Origin of the sequence: Defluviimonas sp. D31, assembly GCF_033436765.1 — a bacterium.
Taxonomy (GTDB): domain Bacteria; phylum Pseudomonadota; class Alphaproteobacteria; order Rhodobacterales; family Rhodobacteraceae; genus Albidovulum.
In genome coordinates this window covers 296,250-315,580 of record NZ_JAWQFN010000004.1, presented here as the reverse complement: position 1 = coordinate 315,580, position 19,331 = coordinate 296,250, and the positions used below count along the sequence as shown (strand labels likewise).

The following is a 19,331-nucleotide window of genomic DNA, read 5'->3' as shown; positions in this document are numbered from 1 at the left end:
AGGATCGCCATGGACCATCGCAACACATCGCTCGGCCCGAACACCACCGCCATCCATGCGGGCGAGGGACCTGACCCCGCGACCGGCGCCTCGGCGCCGCCGCTGCACATGTCCTCGACATTCGTGACCGATCAGGTGGCCGGCTTTTCCGCCCATGACCTCCGCGACGACGCCGGGTTCCTCTATACCCGCTGGGGCAATCCCACCGTCGCGATGCTGGAGCGCAAGATCGCGGCGCTCGAGGGGACCGAGGACTGCCTCTGCCTCGCCTCTGGCATGGCCGCCGCGACGGCGATCTTCCTGACATTCCTCTCGGCCGGCGATCACGCGGTCGTCTCGGATGTCTCCTATGCCGGGGTCGCGGAGCTTGCGCGCGACACGCTGCCCCGGCTAGGCATCGCGGTGACGCTGGCCGACATGTCCGACCTCGACGCGGTGGCGGCGGCGATCCGACCGGAGACGAAGCTCGTCCATACCGAAACGCCGGTGAACCCGATCGGAAGGCTGACCGACCTCGCGGCGGTGGCGCGGCTCGCCCATGATGCCGGGGCGCTTCTCTCCTGCGACGCGACCTTCGCCTCGCCTCTGGGGCAGGACAGCCGGGGGCTCGGCGTCGACCTCGTCATGCATTCGGTGACGAAGTATATCGGCGGCCACGGCGACGCGGTGGGAGGCGCGGTGGCGGGCAGCAACGAGCTTGTCGCTAAGCTCAGGGCCGAGGCGGCGATCCATCACGGCGGGATCCTCTCGCCCTTCAACGCCTGGCTGATCGCACGGGGCATGGCGACGCTGCCCCTGCGGATGCAGGCGCATGAGCGGAACGCGCGCCGGATCGCCGAATGGCTGGAAACCCGCCCCTCTGTGACCCGCGTCATCTACCCTGGCCTCGCCTCGCATCCCCAGGCCGAACTCGCTCGGCGGCAGATGACCAACACGTCGGGCATGATCTCGTTCCAGGTCGGCGACGCGGCCCGGGGCCGGGCGCTGGCGCAGGACTTCATCGACCGGCTCGAGATCATCCATTACGCGGTCTCGCTCGGCCACCACCGGAGCCTTATCTTCTGGATGGAGACCGACGGCCTGATGGAAAGCTCGTTCCGGCTCGCGGGCGCCGCACGGGAGAGCTACCGCGCCTTTGCCGGCGACGGTGTGTTCCGGCTCTCGGTCGGGCTCGAGGATGCCGAGGACCTGATCGCCGATCTGGCGCGGGTGCTGTGATCCGACGGTGTTTTTTCCACGCTGCGGCGCGGCGGGGCCTTTAACTGAGGGACGCAATCGGCTAAGGGGCCTCGTCCTTAACGTTAGGAGACCCCAATGGGCTACAAGGTCGTTGTCGCCGGCGCCACGGGGAATGTGGGCCGCGAAATGCTGAACATCCTCGCCGAGCGGGAATTCCCCGTCGACGAGATCGCCGCACTTGCCTCGCGCAGGTCGCTCGGCACCGAAGTCTCGTTCGGCGACAAGACCGTGAAGACCAAGGACATCGAGGGTTTCGACTTCACCGGCTGGGATATCGCGCTCTTTGCCATCGGCTCGGAGGCGACGAAGAAGTATGCCCCGATCGCGGCCTCGCAGGGCTGCGTCGTGATCGACAACTCCTCGCTCTACCGCTACGACCCGGAAATCCCGCTGGTCGTGCCGGAGGTCAACCCGGACGCGGTGGAGATGTACAAGAACAAGAACATCATCGCGAACCCCAACTGCTCCACCGCGCAGATGGTGGTGGCGCTGAAGCCGCTGCATGACCGCGCCAGGATCAAGCGCGTCGTCGTCTCGACCTACCAGTCGGTGTCGGGCGCGGGCAAGGAAGGCATCGACGAACTCTGGGACCAGACCAAGGGCATGTATGTGCCGGGCCAGGAAGTGGCGCCGAAGAAGTTCACCAAGCAGATCGCCTTCAACGTCATTCCCCATATCGACGTCTTCCTCGAGGACGGCCAGACCAAGGAAGAGTGGAAGATGGTCGCCGAGACCAAGAAGATCCTCGACAAGACGATCAAGGTCACCGCGACCTGCGTCCGCGTCCCGGTCTTCGTCGGTCACTCGGAATCGGTGAACATCGAGTTCGAGGACTTCCTCGACGAGGACGAGGCGCGCGACATCCTGCGCGAGGCGCCCGGCGTCATGGTCGTCGACAAGCGCGAGCCGGGCGGCTACGTCACGCCGGTGGAATGCGTGGGCGACTATGCGACCTTCATCAGCAGGATCCGTCAGGATTCGACCATCGACAATGGGTTGAATCTCTGGTGCGTCTCGGACAACCTGCGCAAGGGCGCGGCGCTGAATGCGGTTCAGATCGCCGAGACGCTCGGCAACCGCTGCCTGAAGAAGGGGTGACACATGCGACTGACCTTGCGCACCGCCATACTGCTGGTTGCGCTGGGTCTGATCGCAGGGGAACAGCCGGCACAGGCGGAGACGCGGCGTGAGCTCAGCGTCTTCGGCGGCATCCTTACCGACAACCCCTGGGAAGAAGTGGTCTTCACCCCGTGGAACGCCAAGTACCAGGAGCCCGGCCTCGTGGGCGTGGCGGCGCATTTCCGTCTCTTCGACCCGCTTTCGACCCGTATGGGCGAGTTTTCCTTCTGGCTTGAGCCGCAAGTGGTCCGCCACTTCAACCTCCAGAGCCACTGGGAGTTCAACCTGCCGGTTGTCGCCCGCCTGGAGACAAAAAGGCCTTTCCTTTGGGTGATCGACAGCTTCGCCTTCGGCATCGGCCCGTCGCATGCCTCCAAGGTGCCGGCCTTCGAAGCGCAGCGCGGCGACGGCGAAGCCGTGCAGAACCTGATCTACTGGCATTTCGAGCTTGCGCACGATCTGGACGGCGAGGCCGACAGGAGCGTGTTCCTGCGCCTGCATCATCGTTCGGACGGCTACGGTCTCATCGGGCCCGGCGCCTCGTCCAACGGGGTGGTTGTCGGCCTGCGCAGCGCCTTCTGAGCAGGACCGCGGCGATCGGGCATCCATTTCCCGATGGTGCATCGCCTATTCTCGGCCCGAACTGTACAGAATTTCTGGCTCGCTGTTGGCGGGGCCGCGACTTTCTCAGCGGCACGCTGAAGCGGGTGCTCGGGCCGCCAGAGGGCCAGTCTCTGCGTCGGCCATGTGCGGGCTTCGACGCGCGGCCAAAGCTGGAGGCTGGTGGCCTGACGGCGTCGCGTCACGAACCGCCGCCCGGCGCCGTGAGGCGCCTTGGTCCGTCAGCCGGCGCCTCCGGCACCCGCAGGCGCCGCACGCCGGCCGCGGCGTCGCCCGGCGCCCTGAGCAGCGGCCCGCTTTCCGTGGACTGGCCGGCGCGGACCAGCGCGCGGTCGAGTTCGTCCTGTTCGGCGCAGCCGCCGCAAAGCTCGTCGAGCCGCGCGAGATTGGCCTTGGCCGCCTCGTAGCGGCGCTGGGTAATGTAGAGTTCGCCCTGATGCTGCAACGCGCCGCGATGGCCGGGATCAAGCCTGAGCGCTTCGGCGTAATAGTTTTCGGCGCCGCCATAGTCGCGTAGCCTTTGGCTCGCGAGGCCAAGGAGGTCCCAGGCGTCCGCATCGACCGGCTCGGTGTCGACGAGGGCGCGAAGCTCACGCCGGGCGGCGTCATAATCGCGCAGCTGGAACAGGGAGAGGGCGCGGGAATAGCTCGGAGGGACGATGCGCGGCGCGGGGCGGGGCCGCTCATAGAGGTAATAGCCGCCAAAGTCGTAAACGTATCCGTGGCCGTAGCGGTGGCCCCCGAAAACCGGGTCCGGCGGCAGGATCATGGCCACCGAGATGCCTGCCGCGAGGAGCGCAGGGCGGGATCTGTACATGCCAAGAGCCTCCTGTCGCGCCGCAGTCTAGCACGGCGCGCGGACACGGAGGGTCACGTTGCGGGCACCGGGAGGGTTCAGAAACGCTCGGCGCGCAGCACTTCGCAATCGCTGACGGAAACGACGCCGATATGGCGCTCGACCACCTTGAATGCGGCGTCGAGGAGCGTTTCCACCCGCTCGGGGCGGACGATGCAGACCACCGCGACCATGCCGCCCGCGAGCGAGACCTGACCGTCGCGGCTCCACTGCCCGGAACGGCCGGAACCGCCGAGCACCGGCAGGATCGTGAAGCCGGTGACGCCGGCCGCGACGATGGCGTCGGTCAGCCGGTGTTCGAGCGGGGCCTCGATGATGATCTCGACGCGCTTTGCCTGATGGGTCTGCATGGTCAGCCTCCGGTGACAAGCCCGGCGATCGCGACGTAGAGCGGGATGCCGAGCGCGAGGTTGAAGGGGAATGTGACGCCCAAGGACAGCGTCAGGTAGATCGAGGGATTGGCTTCGGGCAGAGCCACCCGCATCGCGGCCGGCACCGCGATGTAGGAGGCCGAGGCCGCGAGCGTCATCATCAGCGCGGTGCCGCCGGCCGAGAAGTCGAGCATCAGCGCCACCGGCAGCGCCATCGCCGCGCCGATGAGCGGCATCAGCCCGGCGAAGGCCAGCGCGCCGGCCGAGAGCAGCCCGCGCGACTGTTTCAGCCCGCGCCCCGCGACGAGCCCCATGTCGAGCAGGAAGAGGCAGAGCACGCCCTTGAACGGCGAGACGATGAAGCTTTCGATCTCGGCCAGGCCGCGCTCGCCCGTCACCGCGCCGATCAGGAAGGCGCCGATGAGAAGCACGATGGAACCGTTCAGCAGCACCTCGCGCCAGAGCTCGGCATCCATCTTCACACCCGAGCCGCCGCGCGCGGCGAGCCAGAGTGCTGCGACGATGGCGGGCGCCTCCATCGCGGCGGCGACGGCGACCATGTAGCCCTCGTAGTCGATGGCGCGGCTGGTCAGGATCGCGGTCGCCGAGACGAAGGTGACAATCGAGATGGAGCCGTAATGGCCGGCGACGGCCGCGGCATCCACGCGCGACATCCGGGTCAGGCTGCGCAGGAGCGTGAAGGCCACGACCGGGATCGCGAAGCTGAGGCCGATCCCGGCGACGAGCGCGAGCGCGAGGCGCGCGTCAAGCCCGTGCGCGGCGACGCTGGCGCCGCCCTTGAAGCCGATCGCGAAGAGAAGGTAGATCGACAGCGCCTTCGCGGCGGCCTCGGGAACCGAGAGGCTGGACCTTGCGAGCGCCGCGGCAAGACCGAGCGCGAAGCTCAGGATGATCGGGGACAGCAGGTTCTGTCCCATGACCGAAAGAATCGCGTCCACCACCACCCCCGTTTGAAACTCGGGCGTAGATAGACGGAAAGGCGTCCAACACAAGGGGCAAGGCGCGGCCGGTTCGAAATAAAGTCCGGCCGCAGGCTCCGTGCGTCAGATCGGAACGAACCTGTGGGTTGTCGGATCGTACTGCTCGAGCGTACCTTCTCCGATGTCGTTCCAGAGCCCGTGCAGCGTCATCTCGCCTTCCTCGACCGCGGAGCGCACGAAGGGGAAGGTCATCAGGTTCTCGAGGCTGACCAGCACGGCCTCCTTTTCAAGGGCGCGCAGGCGCTCGGCCTCGGGCAGGTCCTTCACCCGCTCGTAGCCAGGACGCAGGATATCCATCCAGCGACCCACGAAGCTGGTCTTCTCCTCGAGGGCAGGCGCGTGGCCGGTGCACATGTCATGGCATCCCTTGACGCCGCCGCAGAGCGAATGGCCGACGATGATCACATGGGCGACCTTGAGCGTCGCGACCGCGTATTCCACGGCGGCAGAGGTGCCGTGATATTCGCCGTCCGGATTGTACGGCGGCACCAGGTTTGCGATGTTGCGGTGGATGAAGAACTCGCCCTGGTCGGCGCCGAAGATCGAGGTGACGTGTACGCGGCTGTCGCAGCACGAGATGACCATCGCGCGCGGGCGCTGGCCTTCATCGGCAAGACGGCGGTACCAGGCGCGGTTCTCGGACCAGGTGGTGGCTTTCCAGCCGTGGTAACGATGCACCAGGTAGGAGGGCAGCGGTTTCGCGTTTTGCATTTGTCCTCGCCTCGTGAATTGCGACGTGTTCCGGGATAGCCGCGAGGCGTTTCGAATTCGAGACTTTTTTCGGAGCCGCATCAAGAAATTCTTGAGGGACCGGTCGCACGTTGAGCGCACGCGTGGGGCGTGACATCGGAGGGTGAAGGGTGACGAAACTTGCAGTTTTGCACCACGAGGAAGGAGTCAGGGTGGATCCCGACTGCCTCGTGGCGCTGTATGCCGAACTGGGAGAGGTGGGGGCCGAACGGGTTCTCGGCCGGGCGATGGAAGAACTGAACGCGCGGCTGACCGAGATGCAGCGGTTCGTCGATGAGGGCCGCACCGCGCAGCTTACGCGCAGCGCGCGGCTCCTGATCAAGGTGGCCGAACAGATCGGCATGCCGAGCTTCGCGCGTGTCGCCGACGATGTCGTGCGGGCGACGGAGGCGGGCGACAATGCCGCGCAGGCGGCGACGCTGGCGCGGCTGATCCGGATCGGCGACCGTTCGCTGAACGCGGTCTGCGACCTGCGCGACCTGACGGTCTGAGCGTGATCGGCACCCGCCCCCGCGGCGCCCCTTGCGGGCGCCGCGGAGGCGGCTAGTCTGGCGGGGCACCAGCTTCGAGGCCCGAATGCCGTTTTCCTTCGCCGATCCCGCCGCCTCATCGCGTCCTCTCCACCTGGTGGAGGCGGCGGAAGCCGCCGCGTTCATCGCCGCGCGCGGCGACGCGGAACGTGCCTGGCTCGATGCGCTGGGCTTCACCGGGGCGCTTGGCCAGTTCCATCTCCTGCCGGGCGCCGACGGGGCGCCGGCGGGCGCGGTGCTCGGCCGGGGCAACGCGGCCGCGCGGCGGCGCGGGCGGTTCCAGATCGCGCGCGCGGTCGCCGACCTGCCGGCCGGTGACTGGCATCTCGAAGGCGACCTCGATCCCCGGGAGGCCGAAGAGGCCGCGCTCGGCTGGCTGCTCGCGACCTATCGCTTCGCGCGCTACAAATCCGCGAAGGCGCCGGGCGCGCGGCTGAAGGCGCCGGCGGGTGTCGACGCCGCGCGGCTTCTCGCGATCGCCGAGGGCGAGGCGCTGACCCGCGACCTGATCAACACGCCCGCCGCCGACATGGGGCCGGCGGAACTCGAGAATGCCTTCACCGCGCTCGGCCAGCGCTTCTGCGCCGAGATCCGGGTGATCCGCGGCGACGATCTTCTCGCGCAGGGCTTCCCGATGATCCATGCGGTGGGCCGCGCCTCGGACCGCGCGCCGCGGCTACTGGACCTCAACTGGGGCGAGGCGGGGCCGCGGCTGACGCTCGTCGGCAAGGGGGTCTGCTTCGACACCGGCGGGCTCGACATCAAGCCGGCCGCGTCGATGGGGCTGATGAAGAAGGACATGGGCGGCGCGGCGACCGTGATGGGGCTCGCCCACATGATCATGGCGCTCGGGTTGAAGCTCCGGCTCCGGGTGCTGGTTCCGGCGGTGGAGAACGCGGTCGGCGGCAATGCCTTCCGGCCGCAGGATATTCTCGAAAGCCGCAAGGGCCTCACCGTCGAGATCAACAACACCGACGCAGAGGGGAGGCTTGTCCTTGCCGATGCGCTGGCGCTCGCCGACGAGGAGAAGCCCGATCTGATGGTCTCGATGGCGACTCTCACCGGCGCGGCCCGGGTGGCGGTGGGCCCCGACCTGGCACCCTACTTCTGCGACGATGAAGGCGTCGCGGCGGCGCTGTCGGCGGCGGGTGCGAAAGTCGCGGATCCCCTATGGCGCCTGCCGTTCTGGGAACCCTACGAGACCATGATAGAGCCCGGCATCGCGGATCTCGACAATGCGCCCGCAGGTGGCATGGCCGGATCGATCACGGCCGCGCTCTTTCTCCGGCGCTTCGTCACGGAAACGCCCCGCTACGCGCATTTCGACATCTACGGCTGGCAACCTAAGGCCGAACCGGCGCGGCCCAAGGGCGGCGTCGGCCAGGGCGCGCGGGCGCTCCTGGAGGCGCTGCCCGGAGTGCTCGGGCTGTGAGCGACCGCCGCCTCACCCCGGCGAACGGCCGCGTCGCGCATGTCGCGCTCGAAGGCCAGGTTGCGGCCGACCGCTACGTTTCGGGCGACTGGGCGCGGATCGCGGCACCGCTCGCCGACCTCCTCGCCCGGCCGGACGGGCCGCGCGACCGCCAGGTGCTGATGGGCGAACGGGTGCTGGTCCTCGACCGGCAAGACGGCGTCGCCTTCGTCCAGGCCGAGAAGGACGGCTACTGCGGCTACCTTGCCGAGCCGGTGATCGGCGCCGACCGCGCCGCGACCCACTGGGTTTCGGCCCCCGCGACCCATCTCTACCGCGAACCCGACATCAAGCGGCCCGAGGTGGCAAACCTCACGCTCGGCGCGCGGCTGACCGTCACGGCCGAGCGCCCCGCTTTCCTCGAGACCGCCGAGGGGCTCTTCGTGCCGCGGATGCATCTTAAACCGCTCGGCGACTGGGCGGACGACCCTGCCGGCGTGGCGGAAAGCCTGACCGGCACCCCCTATCTCTGGGGGGGCAACTCGCGGTCCGGGATCGACTGCTCGGGCCTTGTCCAGGCCGCGCTTCTCGCCTGCGGCATCGCCTGCCCGGGCGACAGCGACCTTCAGGAGGCGGCCCTCGGCGCGCCGCTGCCCGAGAATGCCGGATACCGGCGCGGCGACCTCTTTTTCTGGAAGGGCCATGTCGCGATGGCGGTCAGCGAAACCCACCTCATCCACGCAAATGCCTTCCACATGGCGGTGGCCCGCGAGGGGATCGCCGAGGCGATCGCCCGCATCGCGCGTCAGGGCGACGGCCGCCCCAGCACGGTGAAACGGCTCGCGGCCCGCCGCTGACCGGGTGCGCCCATTGCTTTCATCTTGCCGAAAATATCCCCGCCGGAGGCTCTCTCAGCCGCCACCCGCGCGCCGGGGTCAATCGTCCACGGGACGGATCAGCTTGCGTTCGAGCACCCGAAGCACCACGGGCAGTTCATGGCCGCGCTTCAGAACCTGCCCGTCCATGCCGATGACCGAATACATGCCCTGGCGGCCCCTGAGCCGTGGATGCTTCTCGATCCGGTAGATCGGGAACTCCGCGGCGCGACGGAAGACCGAGAACACCGCCATGTCGCGCAGGAAGGACAGCGCGTAGTCGCGCCACTCGCCCGCCGCCACCATGCGCCCATAGAGACCGAGGATATGGCCAAGCTCCAGACGATCAAATGAAACCTGCTCGGGCGGGGAAGGGGAGGCGCGGAACGGGGTCGGCGTCTGGACCGTCATAAGAGAAATGTTACATTCGTTTGGCAACAAATCAAGCCTGCCGGCGCTTCGGCGCCGCGCGCTCAGCGGAATGTGCCCTGACAGTACCAGCCGCCCGAGACCGCGCCGCCATGGGCGAAGAACAGCCAGAGCCGCTCGCCCGTCTCCACCTCCACCCGCCAGTAGTCGCGCGTGCCCGAGCGCCAGTCGGGCTCGTCGAGCCACCATTCCGGCGCGATCCGCTCCGGCCCGGTGGCCGCGGCGGTGACGAGGTCGCGGCGGCGCCAGCGGAACCGCGCGGGCGGCATTGGATCCTCGGGCGCGGTGAGCGGCTCGGGGCGGAAGATCACCAGCGGCCGCGGGGTGCGGGGCGGCGGCCAGTCGCCGGCGGGCTCCGACCAGGCGGCGGGCAGGACCTTCGCCGATTTCTCCGGGATGTGGCTGTCGGCCGGCGCGAGCCGGGTGATCGCCTCCATCCCCACCCGCGCCCCGAGCTTCGAGATCAAGTCGTCGAGCGCGGTTTCGGCGGCGCTGCGCCCCGGCGCATCGCCGGGATCATTGGGGCCGCGGACCTGGCGGGCATGGACCGGCTCGGTCACATGCGCCTCGAGCCGCAGCATGTCGATGCCGAAGCCGGGGTCGACCTCGTCGAGCTTCAGCATCAGGAGCGGGCGGAGCCGGCCGGGATCGGCCGAGGGCCGGGCGAGGCCGAGCTCGATCTCCTGCATCGACTGGTCGGCGCGGAACAGCTGCAGCCGCACCCGCCGCGCGCCCCGGCCCTTGTCGCGGAGCCGCGCCGCGAGCGCGGGCAAGAGCCGGTCGATCCCGGCCATGATGTCCTCCGCCAGCCCGATCGGGTCGGGCAGCGTCAGCCGCACAGCGAAATGCAAGGGCGCGCGGGCGGGCGAGACCGGCTCGGTCTCGACCCCCAACGCCTGGTCGAGCCGGCGGATGAGGCCGAGGCCGAAGCGCCGCGACAGCGCGGCGCGCGGCATCCCCATGATGTCGCCGACATGGCGCAGCCCGAGCCGGGCGAGGCCATTGACCGTGTCGTCGTCGATGCGGAGCGCGGCCATGGGCAGCGGCGCGAGGCTCTGGCGGAGCTGGCCGGGGGGCGAGATTCGGGCCTGCGGCACCGGCGGCATCTCCGCCACCGGCGCCGGACCGCCGCGGATCCAGTGCCGCTTGGCCGAGCGTGACCGTGTCGCCCGTGCCTCCTGGTCGATGGCGTCGCCGTTCCTGACCGGCGCCGCCTCGCGCCCGGCATGGCGCGCGAGCGCCCAGGCCGCGCCCACCGTGTCGGCGATACCGGCCTCGACCGTCAGGCCGAGCCCGGCGCAATCCTCCGCCACCGCGCCCAGCACGCCCTCCTCGCCGCCGAAGAGATGCGCCGCGCCGGACAGGTCGATCACCAGCCCCTCGGGCGGCTCCTCGGCGACCCAGGGGCTGAACTTGCCGGCCCAGCGGCGGAGCGCGGTGAGGAACTGCGCCTCGGCGCGGGGATTGCGGAACCGGGTGACAAGCGCCGGGTGCATCGCCAGCGCATCGCGCAGGGGCTGGCCGCGATAGAGCCCCTCGGCCTCGGCGGCGGCGGTGAGCGAGATCAGGACCTGGCGGTTCGCCTCCTCGCCGACGACGGCGAAGGCCGGGACCGGCATGCCGCGCATCTGGCGCACGAACCGTTCGGCGCCGAGGCGGGGAAACCAGAGCGAGAGAATCCGGCGTTGGACCATGGGGGCAGCAAATGTTCTTTATATGTTCCAAAATAGCCAGCCTGCGGCGGCGAGTCGAGTCCGTCCGGCCGGACAAGACGTCGCCTGAGTGCCAAACGACGTCGCGCGGCGGCGCGGCAGCCGCCGCCGACTTGCTTACCCTTGCGTCAAACCGGACTTTCGCCGATGGTCCGGCAACGCAAATCAGGGAGTGGAGACGATGAAGACTCGTGCCGCCGTGGCCGTTCAGGCCGGAAAACCATTGGAAATAATGGAAGTGAACCTCGCCGGGCCGAAGGCTGGCGAGGTCCTGGTGGAAATCAAGGCCACCGGCATCTGCCACACCGACGAATTCACGCTCTCGGGCGCCGACCCGGAGGGGCTCTTCCCGGCGATCCTCGGCCATGAGGGCGCGGGCATCGTCGTCGATGTCGGCCCCGGCGTCACCAGCCTGAAGAAGGGCGATCACGTCATTCCGCTCTACACGCCGGAATGCCGGGCCTGCCCGTCCTGTCTTTCCCAGAAGACGAACCTCTGCACCTCGATCCGGGCGACGCAGGGACAGGGCGTGATGCCGGACGGAACCTCGCGCTTCTCGACGCTCGATGGCGACCCGATCCTGCATTACATGGGCTGCTCGACCTTCTCGAACTACACGGTCCTGCCCGAGATCGCGCTCGCCAAGGTGCGCGAGGACGCGCCCTTCGACAAGATCTGCTACATCGGCTGCGGCGTGACCACCGGCATCGGCGCGGTGATCAACACCGCCAAGGTGGAGATCGGCGCGACGGCTGCGGTGTTCGGCCTCGGCGGCATCGGTCTCAACGTGATCCAGGGCCTGCGGCTCGCGGGCGCCGACAAGATCATCGGTGTCGACCTCAACCCGGGCAAGAAGGAGATGGCCGAGAAGTTCGGGATGACCCATTTCGTCAACCCGAAGGACTGCGAGAACGTCGTCCAGGAGATCGTCAACATCACCAAGACCCCGTTCGACCAGATCGGCGGCGCGGATTACTCGTTCGACTGCACCGGCAACGTGAAGGTGATGCGCGACGCGCTCGAATGCACCCATCGCGGCTGGGGCCAGTCGATCATCATCGGCGTCGCCCCGGCAGGCGCTGTGATCGAGACGCGGCCGTTCCAGCTCGTCACCGGGCGGGTCTGGAAAGGCACCGCCTTCGGCGGCGCGCGGGGCCGGACGGACGTGCCGAAGATCGTCGACTGGTACATGGAGGGCAAGATCGAGATCGACTCGATGATCACCCACCAGCTCAAGCTCGACGAGATCAACAAGGGCTTCGACCTGATGCATGCGGGCGAGTCGATCCGCTCGGTCGTGGTCTACTGAGGCCGCTGCACCGTCCCGGTCAGCCATGATGCGAAGGCGGGGCACCGAATGCCCCGCCTCAGCATATGGCGATGCACTGTCGCCGGGCCTTGATCTCAAGGCCGACCCGCGCTGCCAAGTCGACTCGCCTTCGGCAACCGCGCCTCACCCGCCGTGCGTCTCGATCTTCAGCAAGTCGCCGCAATGCTTGCAATGAACCGCGTCCGGGTCATGCCGCGTCAGCCCGCAACTCGGGCAGGGGTGATGTACGCGCGACGGCTTAAAGACCGCGCCGGCAAGGCGCAGGAACAGCGAGACCCCGATCACCATGATCGCAACCGCCGCCAGCTTTTCCACCGGTGTGTCCGGAGTCAGGTCGCCATAGCCGGTCGTGGTCAGGGTGGTGACCGTGTAGTAGAGCGAATCCACATAGGCCGCGGAACCGCCGCGATTTGCGAAAAACACGAAAACCGCCGAGGTCGTCACGAAGACGAAGATGATCAGGTTGAGTGAGGCCACCAACGCATCCTCGTGTTCGCGGAAGAACCGCCAATCGCGCCGCAAGTCCCGCAGCAGGTATTCCGACCGGCCCAGCCGGATGCCGCGCAGGATCCGCAGGAAGGTGAGGTCGAGGTGCAGCAGCGGGTCGAGGAGCAGCGACAGAAGCACCACAAGATCGGCGAGCACATAGATGCGCCCAAGGTGGCGCCAGCGGTTGTCGGAGATCCAGAACCTGAAGAAGAAATCGACCGCGATTACAAGCGCAAGCGCCATGTTGACCGCACGCAGCAACGGCGTCGCGGGCAGCGGGACCGTGATGATGAAATACACGACGGTGGCGAGGTCGAACAGGATCAGGCCGTAGCGCAGCCGCCGCGCGGCCGGCGACTGGCCAGTGTAGAGTTCGATCACGCGGGCCTTCAGCTGCTCCATGCTGCGTTCTCCTTGCCGGGTCAGGCTGTACCAGCGCACCCGCGACCTGCCCGTCGGTACACAGTACAGAACCCGGAGTCCGGGTCACGGAAATCCTTTGATGTCGCTGCCGAAGATCCATGCGGTGACGTGCGATTGCCGACCGCTTCGCCCGCGCCCCGGACCGGCGCGACGTGTCGCCGGTTCCGGGATCGGCGCGCGGAGGAGCCCTTGCGGCCGCGCACCGGGCGGTCGATCATGGAAGCGCCTAGTCATGAGCCCGGACAGATGCACATCAGACCAGCTACCCCAGCCGACGACGACGCCATCTGGGCGATCCTGCGGCCCGCGATCGAGGCGGGCGATACCTTCACCGCCGACCCGGCCGGCGGGCGCGAGGGCGCCTTCGCCTACTGGCGCCCGCCCGGAGCGGTCAACTTCGTCGCCGAGGCCGAGGGGCAGGTGGTCGGCACATCGTATCTCAAGCCGAACCAGAAGGGAGGCGGCGCACATGTGTGCAACGCCGGCTACTGCACGGCCCCGGCGGCCCGAGGCGGCGGCGTCGCGCGTGCGCTGCTGCAGCATTCGCTCGAGGAGGCCCGCCGGCGGGGCTTCCGGGCGATGCAGTTCAACTTCGTCGTCGCGACCAACACCCGTGCAATCGCGATCTGGGAGGGCGCGGGCTTTGCCACCGTCGGGCGCCTGCCCGGCGCCTTCCTGCATCCACGCGACGGTTATGTCGATGCGCTGGTGATGTACCGCGAGTTGTGACAGGGTGCCGCGATGACACATTCCCCCGAAAGGCAGTTCTGATGGCCCGCGCCGAGATTCCGCTTCTGGCCGTCCTGATCGATGCCGACAACGTCGTCGCCCGCCATGCCGAGGCGATCCTGAAGGAGATCACCGCCTACGGCGAGCCGGCCCTGCGCCGCGTCTATGGCGACTGGTCCAATCCCCAGCTCGGCGGCTGGAAGGAGAAGGCGCGGGCGCTGGGCCTCGTCACCCACCAGCAATCCGCCAATACCAAGGGCAAGAACGCGAGCGACATCGGCCTCGTGATCGACGCGATGGACATCCTCCATGCCGGCAAGTTCGACGGCTTCGTTCTGGTCTCGTCCGACAGCGACTTCACGCGGCTCGCGAGCCGGATCCGCGAGGACGGGCTCGAGGTTATCGGCATCGGCGAGGCGAAGACGCCGGAGGCGCTCCGCAACGTCTGCAACCGCTTCGTCTTCATCGAGAACATCGTCGAGGAGGAGCCGCCGGCGAAGGGCGCCGCCGCACCGAAGTCGGAGGCCAAGCGGCCGCCGATCGAGGCGATCGACCTGATCGTCAGGGCGATGGACAAGATCGACCAGGAGGACGACTGGTACCTCCTCGGCCTCATCGGCCAGCGCATCACCGCCGACAATCCCGATTTCGACACCCGGACCTACGGCAAGCGCAAGCTCTCCGACCTCGTTGCCGATCTCAAGCGCTTCGAGACCAAGCGCGAGGGCAACCACGTGTACGTTCGGCGGGTGGACTAGGGCCTGCCGAGATCCATCTGCCGTTCATGATGTTGGCACGATGGATGAGGGCGTCGCGGTCGTGATCCGCCTGCATCGAGCCGCGCGGGCGGGCGGTCGAGCATCCCGATCGGCTGCCGGAGCGATCGGACGCAGCCCGGCCTTTTGGCTGCGCATCATGGCCATGAACTCGATGCCGATGTCTGGACAACTTCCAGACGCTCGCTGAAAATACCCCTTGCGACAGCCGCTGCATGCGGTTGCGGATCGGTATTCAGGGAGGCAGCCATGAGGAGCGACACCGAATACCTGCGTCTCGCCGTCCAGATTGCCCGCGAGAGCCGGGCCAGCGGAAATCATCCCTTCGGGGCGCTTCTGGTCGGGCCGAAGGGCGACGTGCTGCTTTCTTCGGGCAACACCTACGGACGGGACCGCGGCGTTGGTCACGCGGAGGCGAACGTGGCCCGCGCGGCCGCGCAGCAATATGACCCGGCATTTCTTGAACAGTGCACGCTTGTGACCTCGGTCGAGCCGTGCTGCATGTGCGCCGGGGCCTGTTACTGGGCCGGCATCGGCACCGTGGTCTACGGGCTCAGCGAAAAGCGGTTGGCAGAGCTGACCGGAGACAATCCGGAGAATCTGACTCTCGATCTGAGCTGTCATCAGGTCCTTGCGGCCGGACAGCGCCAGGTTGCCATCCGTGGCCCTTTCCCTGAGCTTGAAGAAGAGATCGTGAAGGATCACAAGGGCTTCTGGTGACGGCCTCCGGCATAAAGGACCAATCTTGATTCTTCGGCCGTCGACTTGGCGGCGACGTCAAGTCCAGTCCTATGGAGTCGTTACGGCGGTTGTCGCGAGATCAAGGACACCGCTCGCCGCCGGTCGATCATGCACATGATCCAAGGTTCCGATCCGGTTCTCGGGATCTGCCAAGTTCGGATCGGCGCGACCAGGACCTCCGCGCGCACTAGGGTCGCTTTACGCCGTAGCGGGCGAGGAACATCTCCACCGCACCTTTCGCGACACGCTCGCGGTCGGCCTGTGTGAAGTCGCGTTTGATGCCGAAGCTCACCAGGGTAAAAATATCGGCCTTGCAAAGTTCGGCGAACTGGTCGGCGGCGAGATAGACGTCCTCGATCGCGAGTTCGCCGCGCGCCACCGCGCCGTTGAAATAGGCCGCGAGACGCTCGCGCACCCGTGCCGGGCCGCTTTCGTAGAACTGGCGGCCAAGCTCGGGAAAGCGCTCGGCCTCGGCGATGCAGATGCGGAAGACGGCGCGGCCGATCTCCGAGACCGAGAAGTCGATGATCCGCCGTGCGGCTTCGGGCAGGACGCATTCCGGCGGCGCAGTGAGGTTGGCGAGCGCCTCGGCCTCCTGCTGCTGGCGGTGGCATTCGCCTTTGGCGACCTCGATGAACAGGATCCGCTTGTCGGGGAAGTAGCTGTAGAGCGTGGCCTTGGAAACGCCCGCCTCGGCGGCGATGTCATCGACGCTCGCGCCATCGAACCCGTCGCGCAGAAAAACCTTCCGGGCGCCTTCAAGCACCTGGTCGAACTTGCGCCCGCGCTTGACGGTCACGGCTTCGGGTGTCGCTACCATTCTTCTCCTCCGGGCCCGGATGATAGACCGCGCCGCATCGCGGCGGCAAGGCGGGGAGGAGTGCGACGGGCGGGATCGCCCGTCGCGCCGTCGAAGCGTTGCATCAGCCGCCTTGAACGCAGGACGTGCCGAAGGGCGCCGTGACGGTTGCGCAGCCGCGCGTGGTCTCGGCCGGTGCGGTCGGGAAGTCGAGCCGCGGCAGGTCTACGGAGACGCCGAAGGCGAGGCCGGGCGTGGCCGTCAGGACAAAGGCGAAGGCGGTAAGTGCGGGGCGGAAACGGGACATCGAATCTTTCCGAACTGAACGGTTTCGTTTCGTGGGTACTTTCTAAACTGATGTGTACAGTTTTTCAAGAATTAAATGAACCAAACCGTTCAGTACATGCAAAACGCCCCGTCTTGCCGCCCCCGCCGGCCCCGCCTAGGTTGTTCACGTTCCAGAGGAGTGTGTCATGATCCCCGGCCTCGCCAACCGCCGCAGATTCTCGGACCTGAGCGAGCAGGAAGTGCTCGCGCTCGCGATCTCGTCGGAGGAGGACGATGCGCGGATCTACCGGACCTATGCCGAGCGGCTGCGCACCGACTATCCGGCCTCGGCCGAGATATTCGAGGCGATGGCGCGCGAGGAAGACAAGCACCGCCACTGGCTGATCGAGCGCCACCGCGCGCGGTTCGGCGAGGTCATCCCGCTCATTCGCCGCGAGCATGTGGCGGGGTTCTACGCCCGACGGCCGGTCTGGCTGGTGGAAAACCTCGGGCTCGAGCGGATGCGGACCGAAGCCGAGGCGATGGAGCGCGAGGCCGAGGCCTTCTACCGCCGCGCCGCCGCCTCGACGCAGGATGCCGAGACGCGCAAGCTCCTTGGCGATCTCGCGGCCGCCGAGGCCAAGCACGAGAAGAAGGCGGGCGACCTTGCCGAGACGCATCTCGATGAAGAGGCGCGGGGCGAGGAGGACCGCGCCGCGCACCGGCAGTTCCTGCTGACCTGGGTGCAGCCGGGGCTGGCCGGGCTGATGGACGGCTCGGTCTCCACCCTCGCGCCGATCTTCGCCACGGCCTTCGCGACCCATGACCCGCACACCACGCTGCTCGTCGGTCTCGCCGCCTCGGTCGGCGCCGGCATCTCGATGGGTTTCACCGAGGCCGTGCATGACGACGGCGTCCTGTCCGGGCGCGGCGCGCCGTGGAAGCGCGGCGTCGCCTCGGGGGTGATGACCGCCCTCGGGGGGCTCGGCCATGCGCTGCCTTACCTGATCCCGGATTTCTGGACCGCGACCTTCATCGCCATCGCCGTGGTCTTCGTCGAGCTCTGGGCGATCGTCTGGATCCAGAACCGCTACATGGAGACGCCGTTCTTTCGCGCGACCTTCCAGGTCGTGCTTGGCGGCGCGCTGGTCTTCGCGGCGGGCGTACTGATCGGCGGCGGATAGGGCGCGCGATGTATTCCAAGGACCAGCTTCGCTACGAGCCCCTGCCGCTCCCGGACCGGGTGGAATTGCCGGAGGCCGAGGCGCTGAAGGCGGCCGAGGCGTTTCGCGCCTACATGGCCAAGCGCCACACCGTGCGCGACTTCCGCCCCGATCCGGTGCCCGAGGCGGTGATCGCGGCTTGTGTCGCTGCCGCCGGCACCGCGCCCTCGGGGGCCAATCACCAGCCCTGGCATTTCGTCGCCATCGCCGACCCGGCGATGAAGGCCGAGATCCGCGCCGCCGCCGAGGCCGAGGAGGAGAGCTTCTACGCCGGCGGTGGCGGCGAGGAATGGCTGAAGGCGCTGGAGCCGATCGGCACCGGCGCCTCCAAGCCGCATCTGGAGATCGCGCCCTGGCTGATCGTCGTCTTCGCGCAGCGGTACGGCGTGACGAAGGAGGGCGAGCGCTACAAGAACTACTACGTTCCCGAAAGCGTCGGCATCGCCACCGGCCTCCTGATCGCGGCACTGCACCATGCCGGGCTCTCGGCGCTGACCCACACGCCCAACCCGATGCGGTTCCTCAACGCGCTCTGCGACCGGCCGGAGAGCGAGAAGCCGGTGATGATCCTCGCGGTCGGCCATCCGGCGGCGGAGGCGACGGTGCCGGCGGCGGCAAAGATCAAGAAGCCGCTCGCCGGGATCCTGACTGTGCGGCGCGGCTGAGGTGCTGGCGACCGTTCGCAGCCCGTGCTAGGCGCGAAGGCGATGCTTGCGATCTTTCTCAAGACCTTGCCCTTCTTCGCGCTGATCGGCCTTGGCTGGGCCGCCGGGCGCTTGCGGGTCTTTCCCGAGGCCGCGAGCGAGTGGCTGACGCGCTTCGTCTTCTACTTCGCGCTCTCGGCGATGCTGTTCCGCTTCGCCGCGACCCTGCCCCTGGCGGACATCTTCGACGCGCGGTTCGCGGCCGCCTATCTTTCCGGCTGCCTCGCGGTCTACCTCCTCGCCACGCTCGTCGCGCGGGCCCGCGGCCGGCCGGTGACCGAGGCCGCGGTCGAGGCGCAGTGCGCGGTGATCGGCAATACCGGCTTTCTCGGCGTGCCCATGCTGACCGCGATCCTCGGGCCGAAGGCGGCGGGGCCGGTGCTCATGGTGCTTGCGATCGACCTCATCGTCTTCTCGAGCCTGATCACCCTGATCATCACCGCCTCGCGCGAGGGCAAGGTCTCGCCGCGCATCGGGGGCGTGCTGGCGCTTGGCCTGATGAAGAACCCGATGATCGTCTCGATGGCGGCGGGCATCGCCTTTTCCGCCGCGCATCTGCCGCTGCCCGCGCCGGTCGAGGAGTTCCTGACGCTCCTCGGCGCCGCGGCCACGCCTTGCGCACTTTTCGCGATCGGCGCATCGCTCGTGTCCAAAACGGCCGAAAGGATGTCTGTTGCGGTCTGGCTTTCCACCGCGAAGCTGGTACTGCATCCCTTGGCGGTGGCCGTCGCGGCGCTTCTCGTCTTCGGGGTGGATCCCGAGGCGGCGGGGGTGATGATCGCGGCGGCGGCCTTGCCGGTGGCGGGGAATGTCTACATCCTCGCCCGCCACTACGGGGTCGCGCCGCAGCGCGTCTCGGCCTCGATCCTGATTTCCACGATGGCAAGCATCGTGACGGTTTCACTGGTGATCGGCTGGATCACCGGCGGGTAAGAA

General features: G+C 68.0%; 22 protein-coding genes. 13 read left to right on the top strand and 9 right to left on the bottom strand.

The window, feature by feature from the left end; all coding sequences use genetic code 11:
* The first annotated feature begins 9 nt into the window (after positions 1-9).
* From R5H32_RS10015 to R5H32_RS10005, 3 genes are all read left to right on the top strand, one after another.
* Positions 10-1,218: a PLP-dependent aspartate aminotransferase family protein gene (locus R5H32_RS10015; RefSeq protein ID WP_318338540.1), complete on the top strand. Its 1,209-nt coding sequence runs from the start codon at positions 10-12 to the stop codon at positions 1,216-1,218.
* Between the two features lie 96 nt (positions 1,219-1,314).
* Entirely contained in the window at positions 1,315-2,337 is a 1,023-nt protein-coding gene (locus tag R5H32_RS10010) for an aspartate-semialdehyde dehydrogenase (protein ID WP_318338539.1), read from the top strand.
* A gap of 3 nt (positions 2,338-2,340) precedes the next feature.
* On the top strand, positions 2,341-2,940 hold the full coding sequence (locus R5H32_RS10005) for a hypothetical protein (protein ID WP_318338538.1): 600 nt from the start codon (positions 2,341-2,343) through the stop codon (positions 2,938-2,940).
* A gap of 220 nt (positions 2,941-3,160) precedes the next feature.
* Here R5H32_RS10005 and R5H32_RS10000 read toward each other — a convergent pair whose 3' ends face one another.
* The 4 genes from R5H32_RS10000 to R5H32_RS09985 all read right to left on the bottom strand — a co-directional run bounded on the left by R5H32_RS10000 (position 3,161) and on the right by R5H32_RS09985 (position 5,918).
* Entirely contained in the window at positions 3,161-3,796 is a 636-nt protein-coding gene (locus R5H32_RS10000) for a tetratricopeptide repeat protein (protein ID WP_318338537.1), read from the bottom strand.
* 77 nt (positions 3,797-3,873) lie between these two features.
* On the bottom strand, positions 3,874-4,185 hold the full coding sequence (locus R5H32_RS09995) for a DUF3240 family protein (RefSeq protein WP_318338536.1): 312 nt from the start codon (positions 4,183-4,185) through the stop codon (positions 3,874-3,876).
* Between the two features lie 2 nt (positions 4,186-4,187).
* The gene (locus R5H32_RS09990; RefSeq protein ID WP_318338535.1) at positions 4,188-5,165 is read right to left on the bottom strand and encodes a sodium-dependent bicarbonate transport family permease; all 978 of its coding nucleotides are present in this window, start codon (positions 5,163-5,165) and stop codon (positions 4,188-4,190) included.
* 105 nt (positions 5,166-5,270) lie between these two features.
* Complete coding sequence (locus R5H32_RS09985) at positions 5,271-5,918, bottom strand: carbonic anhydrase (RefSeq protein WP_318338534.1); 648 nt, start codon at positions 5,916-5,918, stop codon at positions 5,271-5,273.
* 191 nt (positions 5,919-6,109) lie between these two features.
* On the opposite strand from R5H32_RS09985, the gene R5H32_RS09980 reads away from it, so the two are divergent.
* The 3 genes from R5H32_RS09980 to R5H32_RS09970 all read left to right on the top strand — a co-directional run bounded on the left by R5H32_RS09980 (position 6,110) and on the right by R5H32_RS09970 (position 8,755).
* A complete protein-coding gene (locus R5H32_RS09980; protein WP_318338533.1) occupies positions 6,110-6,448 on the top strand; it encodes a hypothetical protein in 339 nt (112 codons plus the stop codon).
* A gap of 85 nt (positions 6,449-6,533) precedes the next feature.
* Complete coding sequence (locus tag R5H32_RS09975) at positions 6,534-7,919, top strand: leucyl aminopeptidase family protein (RefSeq protein ID WP_318338532.1); 1,386 nt, start codon at positions 6,534-6,536, stop codon at positions 7,917-7,919.
* On the top strand, positions 7,916-8,755 hold the full coding sequence (locus R5H32_RS09970) for an NlpC/P60 family protein (RefSeq protein ID WP_318338531.1): 840 nt from the start codon (positions 7,916-7,918) through the stop codon (positions 8,753-8,755). Before R5H32_RS09975 ends, R5H32_RS09970 begins: the two co-directional genes overlap by 4 nt.
* Positions 8,756-8,833: 78 nt before the next feature.
* Here the strand turns inward: R5H32_RS09970 and R5H32_RS09965 are convergent, their stop codons facing one another.
* Together R5H32_RS09965 and R5H32_RS09960 are read right to left on the bottom strand one after the other, a co-directional pair.
* On the bottom strand, positions 8,834-9,184 hold the full coding sequence (locus R5H32_RS09965) for a DUF2794 domain-containing protein (protein WP_318338530.1): 351 nt from the start codon (positions 9,182-9,184) through the stop codon (positions 8,834-8,836).
* Positions 9,185-9,246: 62 nt separating this feature from the next.
* The gene (locus tag R5H32_RS09960) at positions 9,247-10,896 is read right to left on the bottom strand and encodes a DNA polymerase Y family protein (RefSeq protein ID WP_318338529.1); all 1,650 of its coding nucleotides are present in this window, start codon (positions 10,894-10,896) and stop codon (positions 9,247-9,249) included.
* A 199-nt stretch (positions 10,897-11,095) separates the two neighbouring features.
* On the opposite strand from R5H32_RS09960, the gene R5H32_RS09955 reads away from it, so the two are divergent.
* Positions 11,096-12,223 (top strand): S-(hydroxymethyl)glutathione dehydrogenase/class III alcohol dehydrogenase, encoded by a 1,128-nt coding sequence (locus R5H32_RS09955; RefSeq protein WP_318338528.1) that lies wholly within the window; start codon positions 11,096-11,098, stop codon positions 12,221-12,223.
* Between the two features lie 144 nt (positions 12,224-12,367).
* Here R5H32_RS09955 and R5H32_RS09950 read toward each other — a convergent pair whose 3' ends face one another.
* The gene (locus R5H32_RS09950) at positions 12,368-13,135 is read right to left on the bottom strand and encodes an ion channel (RefSeq protein WP_318338527.1); all 768 of its coding nucleotides are present in this window, start codon (positions 13,133-13,135) and stop codon (positions 12,368-12,370) included.
* A 267-nt stretch (positions 13,136-13,402) separates the two neighbouring features.
* Here R5H32_RS09950 and R5H32_RS09945 point away from each other — a divergent pair, with 267 nt between their 5' ends.
* From R5H32_RS09945 to R5H32_RS09935, 3 genes are all read left to right on the top strand, one after another.
* Complete coding sequence (locus tag R5H32_RS09945; protein WP_318338526.1) at positions 13,403-13,885, top strand: N-acetyltransferase; 483 nt, start codon at positions 13,403-13,405, stop codon at positions 13,883-13,885.
* A 41-nt stretch (positions 13,886-13,926) separates the two neighbouring features.
* Complete coding sequence (locus R5H32_RS09940) at positions 13,927-14,643, top strand: NYN domain-containing protein (protein ID WP_318338525.1); 717 nt, start codon at positions 13,927-13,929, stop codon at positions 14,641-14,643.
* Positions 14,644-14,910: 267 nt separating this feature from the next.
* Positions 14,911-15,381 carry a nucleoside deaminase gene (locus R5H32_RS09935; RefSeq protein ID WP_318338524.1) on the top strand — a complete coding sequence of 157 codons (471 nt, stop codon included), beginning with the start codon at positions 14,911-14,913 and terminating at the stop codon, positions 15,379-15,381.
* A 208-nt stretch (positions 15,382-15,589) separates the two neighbouring features.
* On the opposite strand, the gene R5H32_RS09930 is transcribed toward R5H32_RS09935, so the two are convergent.
* Positions 15,590-16,222 (bottom strand): TetR/AcrR family transcriptional regulator, encoded by a 633-nt coding sequence (locus R5H32_RS09930; RefSeq protein WP_318338523.1) that lies wholly within the window; start codon positions 16,220-16,222, stop codon positions 15,590-15,592.
* A 103-nt stretch (positions 16,223-16,325) separates the two neighbouring features.
* Positions 16,326-16,508, bottom strand: a complete 183-nt coding sequence (locus tag R5H32_RS09925) for a hypothetical protein (RefSeq protein WP_318338522.1) — start codon at positions 16,506-16,508, stop codon at positions 16,326-16,328.
* 166 nt (positions 16,509-16,674) lie between these two features.
* Between R5H32_RS09925 and mbfA the strand changes: the two genes are divergently transcribed.
* The 3 genes from mbfA to R5H32_RS09910 are packed head-to-tail and all read left to right on the top strand — an operon-like array spanning position 16,675 to position 19,328.
* Positions 16,675-17,652, top strand: coding sequence for an iron exporter MbfA (mbfA, locus tag R5H32_RS09920; RefSeq protein WP_318338521.1), 978 nt, complete (start codon positions 16,675-16,677; stop codon positions 17,650-17,652).
* A gap of 8 nt (positions 17,653-17,660) precedes the next feature.
* A complete protein-coding gene (locus R5H32_RS09915; RefSeq protein ID WP_318338520.1) occupies positions 17,661-18,356 on the top strand; it encodes a nitroreductase family protein in 696 nt (231 codons plus the stop codon).
* Positions 18,357-18,398: 42 nt separating this feature from the next.
* The gene (locus tag R5H32_RS09910) at positions 18,399-19,328 is read left to right on the top strand and encodes an AEC family transporter (protein ID WP_318338519.1); all 930 of its coding nucleotides are present in this window, start codon (positions 18,399-18,401) and stop codon (positions 19,326-19,328) included.
* The last annotated feature ends 3 nt before the right edge of the window (positions 19,329-19,331 follow it).

Excerpts from the sequence above, each read along its gene's own strand:
- R5H32_RS10000 (WP_318338537.1), bottom strand. The coding sequence starts at position 3,796 with ATGTACAGATCCCGCCCTGCGCTCCTCGCGGCAGGCATCTCGGTGGCC.
- R5H32_RS09960 (WP_318338529.1), bottom strand. The coding sequence starts at position 10,896 with ATGGTCCAACGCCGGATTCTCTCGCTCTGGTTTCCCCGCCTCGGCGCC.
- R5H32_RS09935 (WP_318338524.1), top strand. The coding sequence starts at position 14,911 with ATGAGGAGCGACACCGAATACCTGCGTCTCGCCGTCCAGATTGCCCGC.
- R5H32_RS09955 (WP_318338528.1), top strand. The coding sequence starts at position 11,096 with ATGAAGACTCGTGCCGCCGTGGCCGTTCAGGCCGGAAAACCATTGGAA.
- R5H32_RS09950 (WP_318338527.1), bottom strand. The coding sequence starts at position 13,135 with ATGGAGCAGCTGAAGGCCCGCGTGATCGAACTCTACACTGGCCAGTCG.
- R5H32_RS09985 (WP_318338534.1), bottom strand. The coding sequence starts at position 5,918 with ATGCAAAACGCGAAACCGCTGCCCTCCTACCTGGTGCATCGTTACCAC.
- R5H32_RS09940 (WP_318338525.1), top strand. The coding sequence starts at position 13,927 with ATGGCCCGCGCCGAGATTCCGCTTCTGGCCGTCCTGATCGATGCCGAC.
- R5H32_RS09910 (WP_318338519.1), top strand. The coding sequence starts at position 18,399 with ATGCTTGCGATCTTTCTCAAGACCTTGCCCTTCTTCGCGCTGATCGGC.
- R5H32_RS10015 (WP_318338540.1), top strand. The coding sequence starts at position 10 with ATGGACCATCGCAACACATCGCTCGGCCCGAACACCACCGCCATCCAT.
- R5H32_RS09995 (WP_318338536.1), bottom strand. The coding sequence starts at position 4,185 with ATGCAGACCCATCAGGCAAAGCGCGTCGAGATCATCATCGAGGCCCCG.
- R5H32_RS09945 (WP_318338526.1), top strand. The coding sequence starts at position 13,403 with ATGCACATCAGACCAGCTACCCCAGCCGACGACGACGCCATCTGGGCG.
- R5H32_RS10010 (WP_318338539.1), top strand. The coding sequence starts at position 1,315 with ATGGGCTACAAGGTCGTTGTCGCCGGCGCCACGGGGAATGTGGGCCGC.
- R5H32_RS09915 (WP_318338520.1), top strand. The coding sequence starts at position 17,661 with ATGTATTCCAAGGACCAGCTTCGCTACGAGCCCCTGCCGCTCCCGGAC.
- mbfA (WP_318338521.1), top strand. The coding sequence starts at position 16,675 with ATGATCCCCGGCCTCGCCAACCGCCGCAGATTCTCGGACCTGAGCGAG.
- R5H32_RS09930 (WP_318338523.1), bottom strand. The coding sequence starts at position 16,222 with ATGGTAGCGACACCCGAAGCCGTGACCGTCAAGCGCGGGCGCAAGTTC.
- R5H32_RS09975 (WP_318338532.1), top strand. The coding sequence starts at position 6,534 with ATGCCGTTTTCCTTCGCCGATCCCGCCGCCTCATCGCGTCCTCTCCAC.
- R5H32_RS09925 (WP_318338522.1), bottom strand. The coding sequence starts at position 16,508 with ATGTCCCGTTTCCGCCCCGCACTTACCGCCTTCGCCTTTGTCCTGACG.
- R5H32_RS10005 (WP_318338538.1), top strand. The coding sequence starts at position 2,341 with ATGCGACTGACCTTGCGCACCGCCATACTGCTGGTTGCGCTGGGTCTG.
- R5H32_RS09965 (WP_318338530.1), bottom strand. The coding sequence starts at position 9,184 with ATGACGGTCCAGACGCCGACCCCGTTCCGCGCCTCCCCTTCCCCGCCC.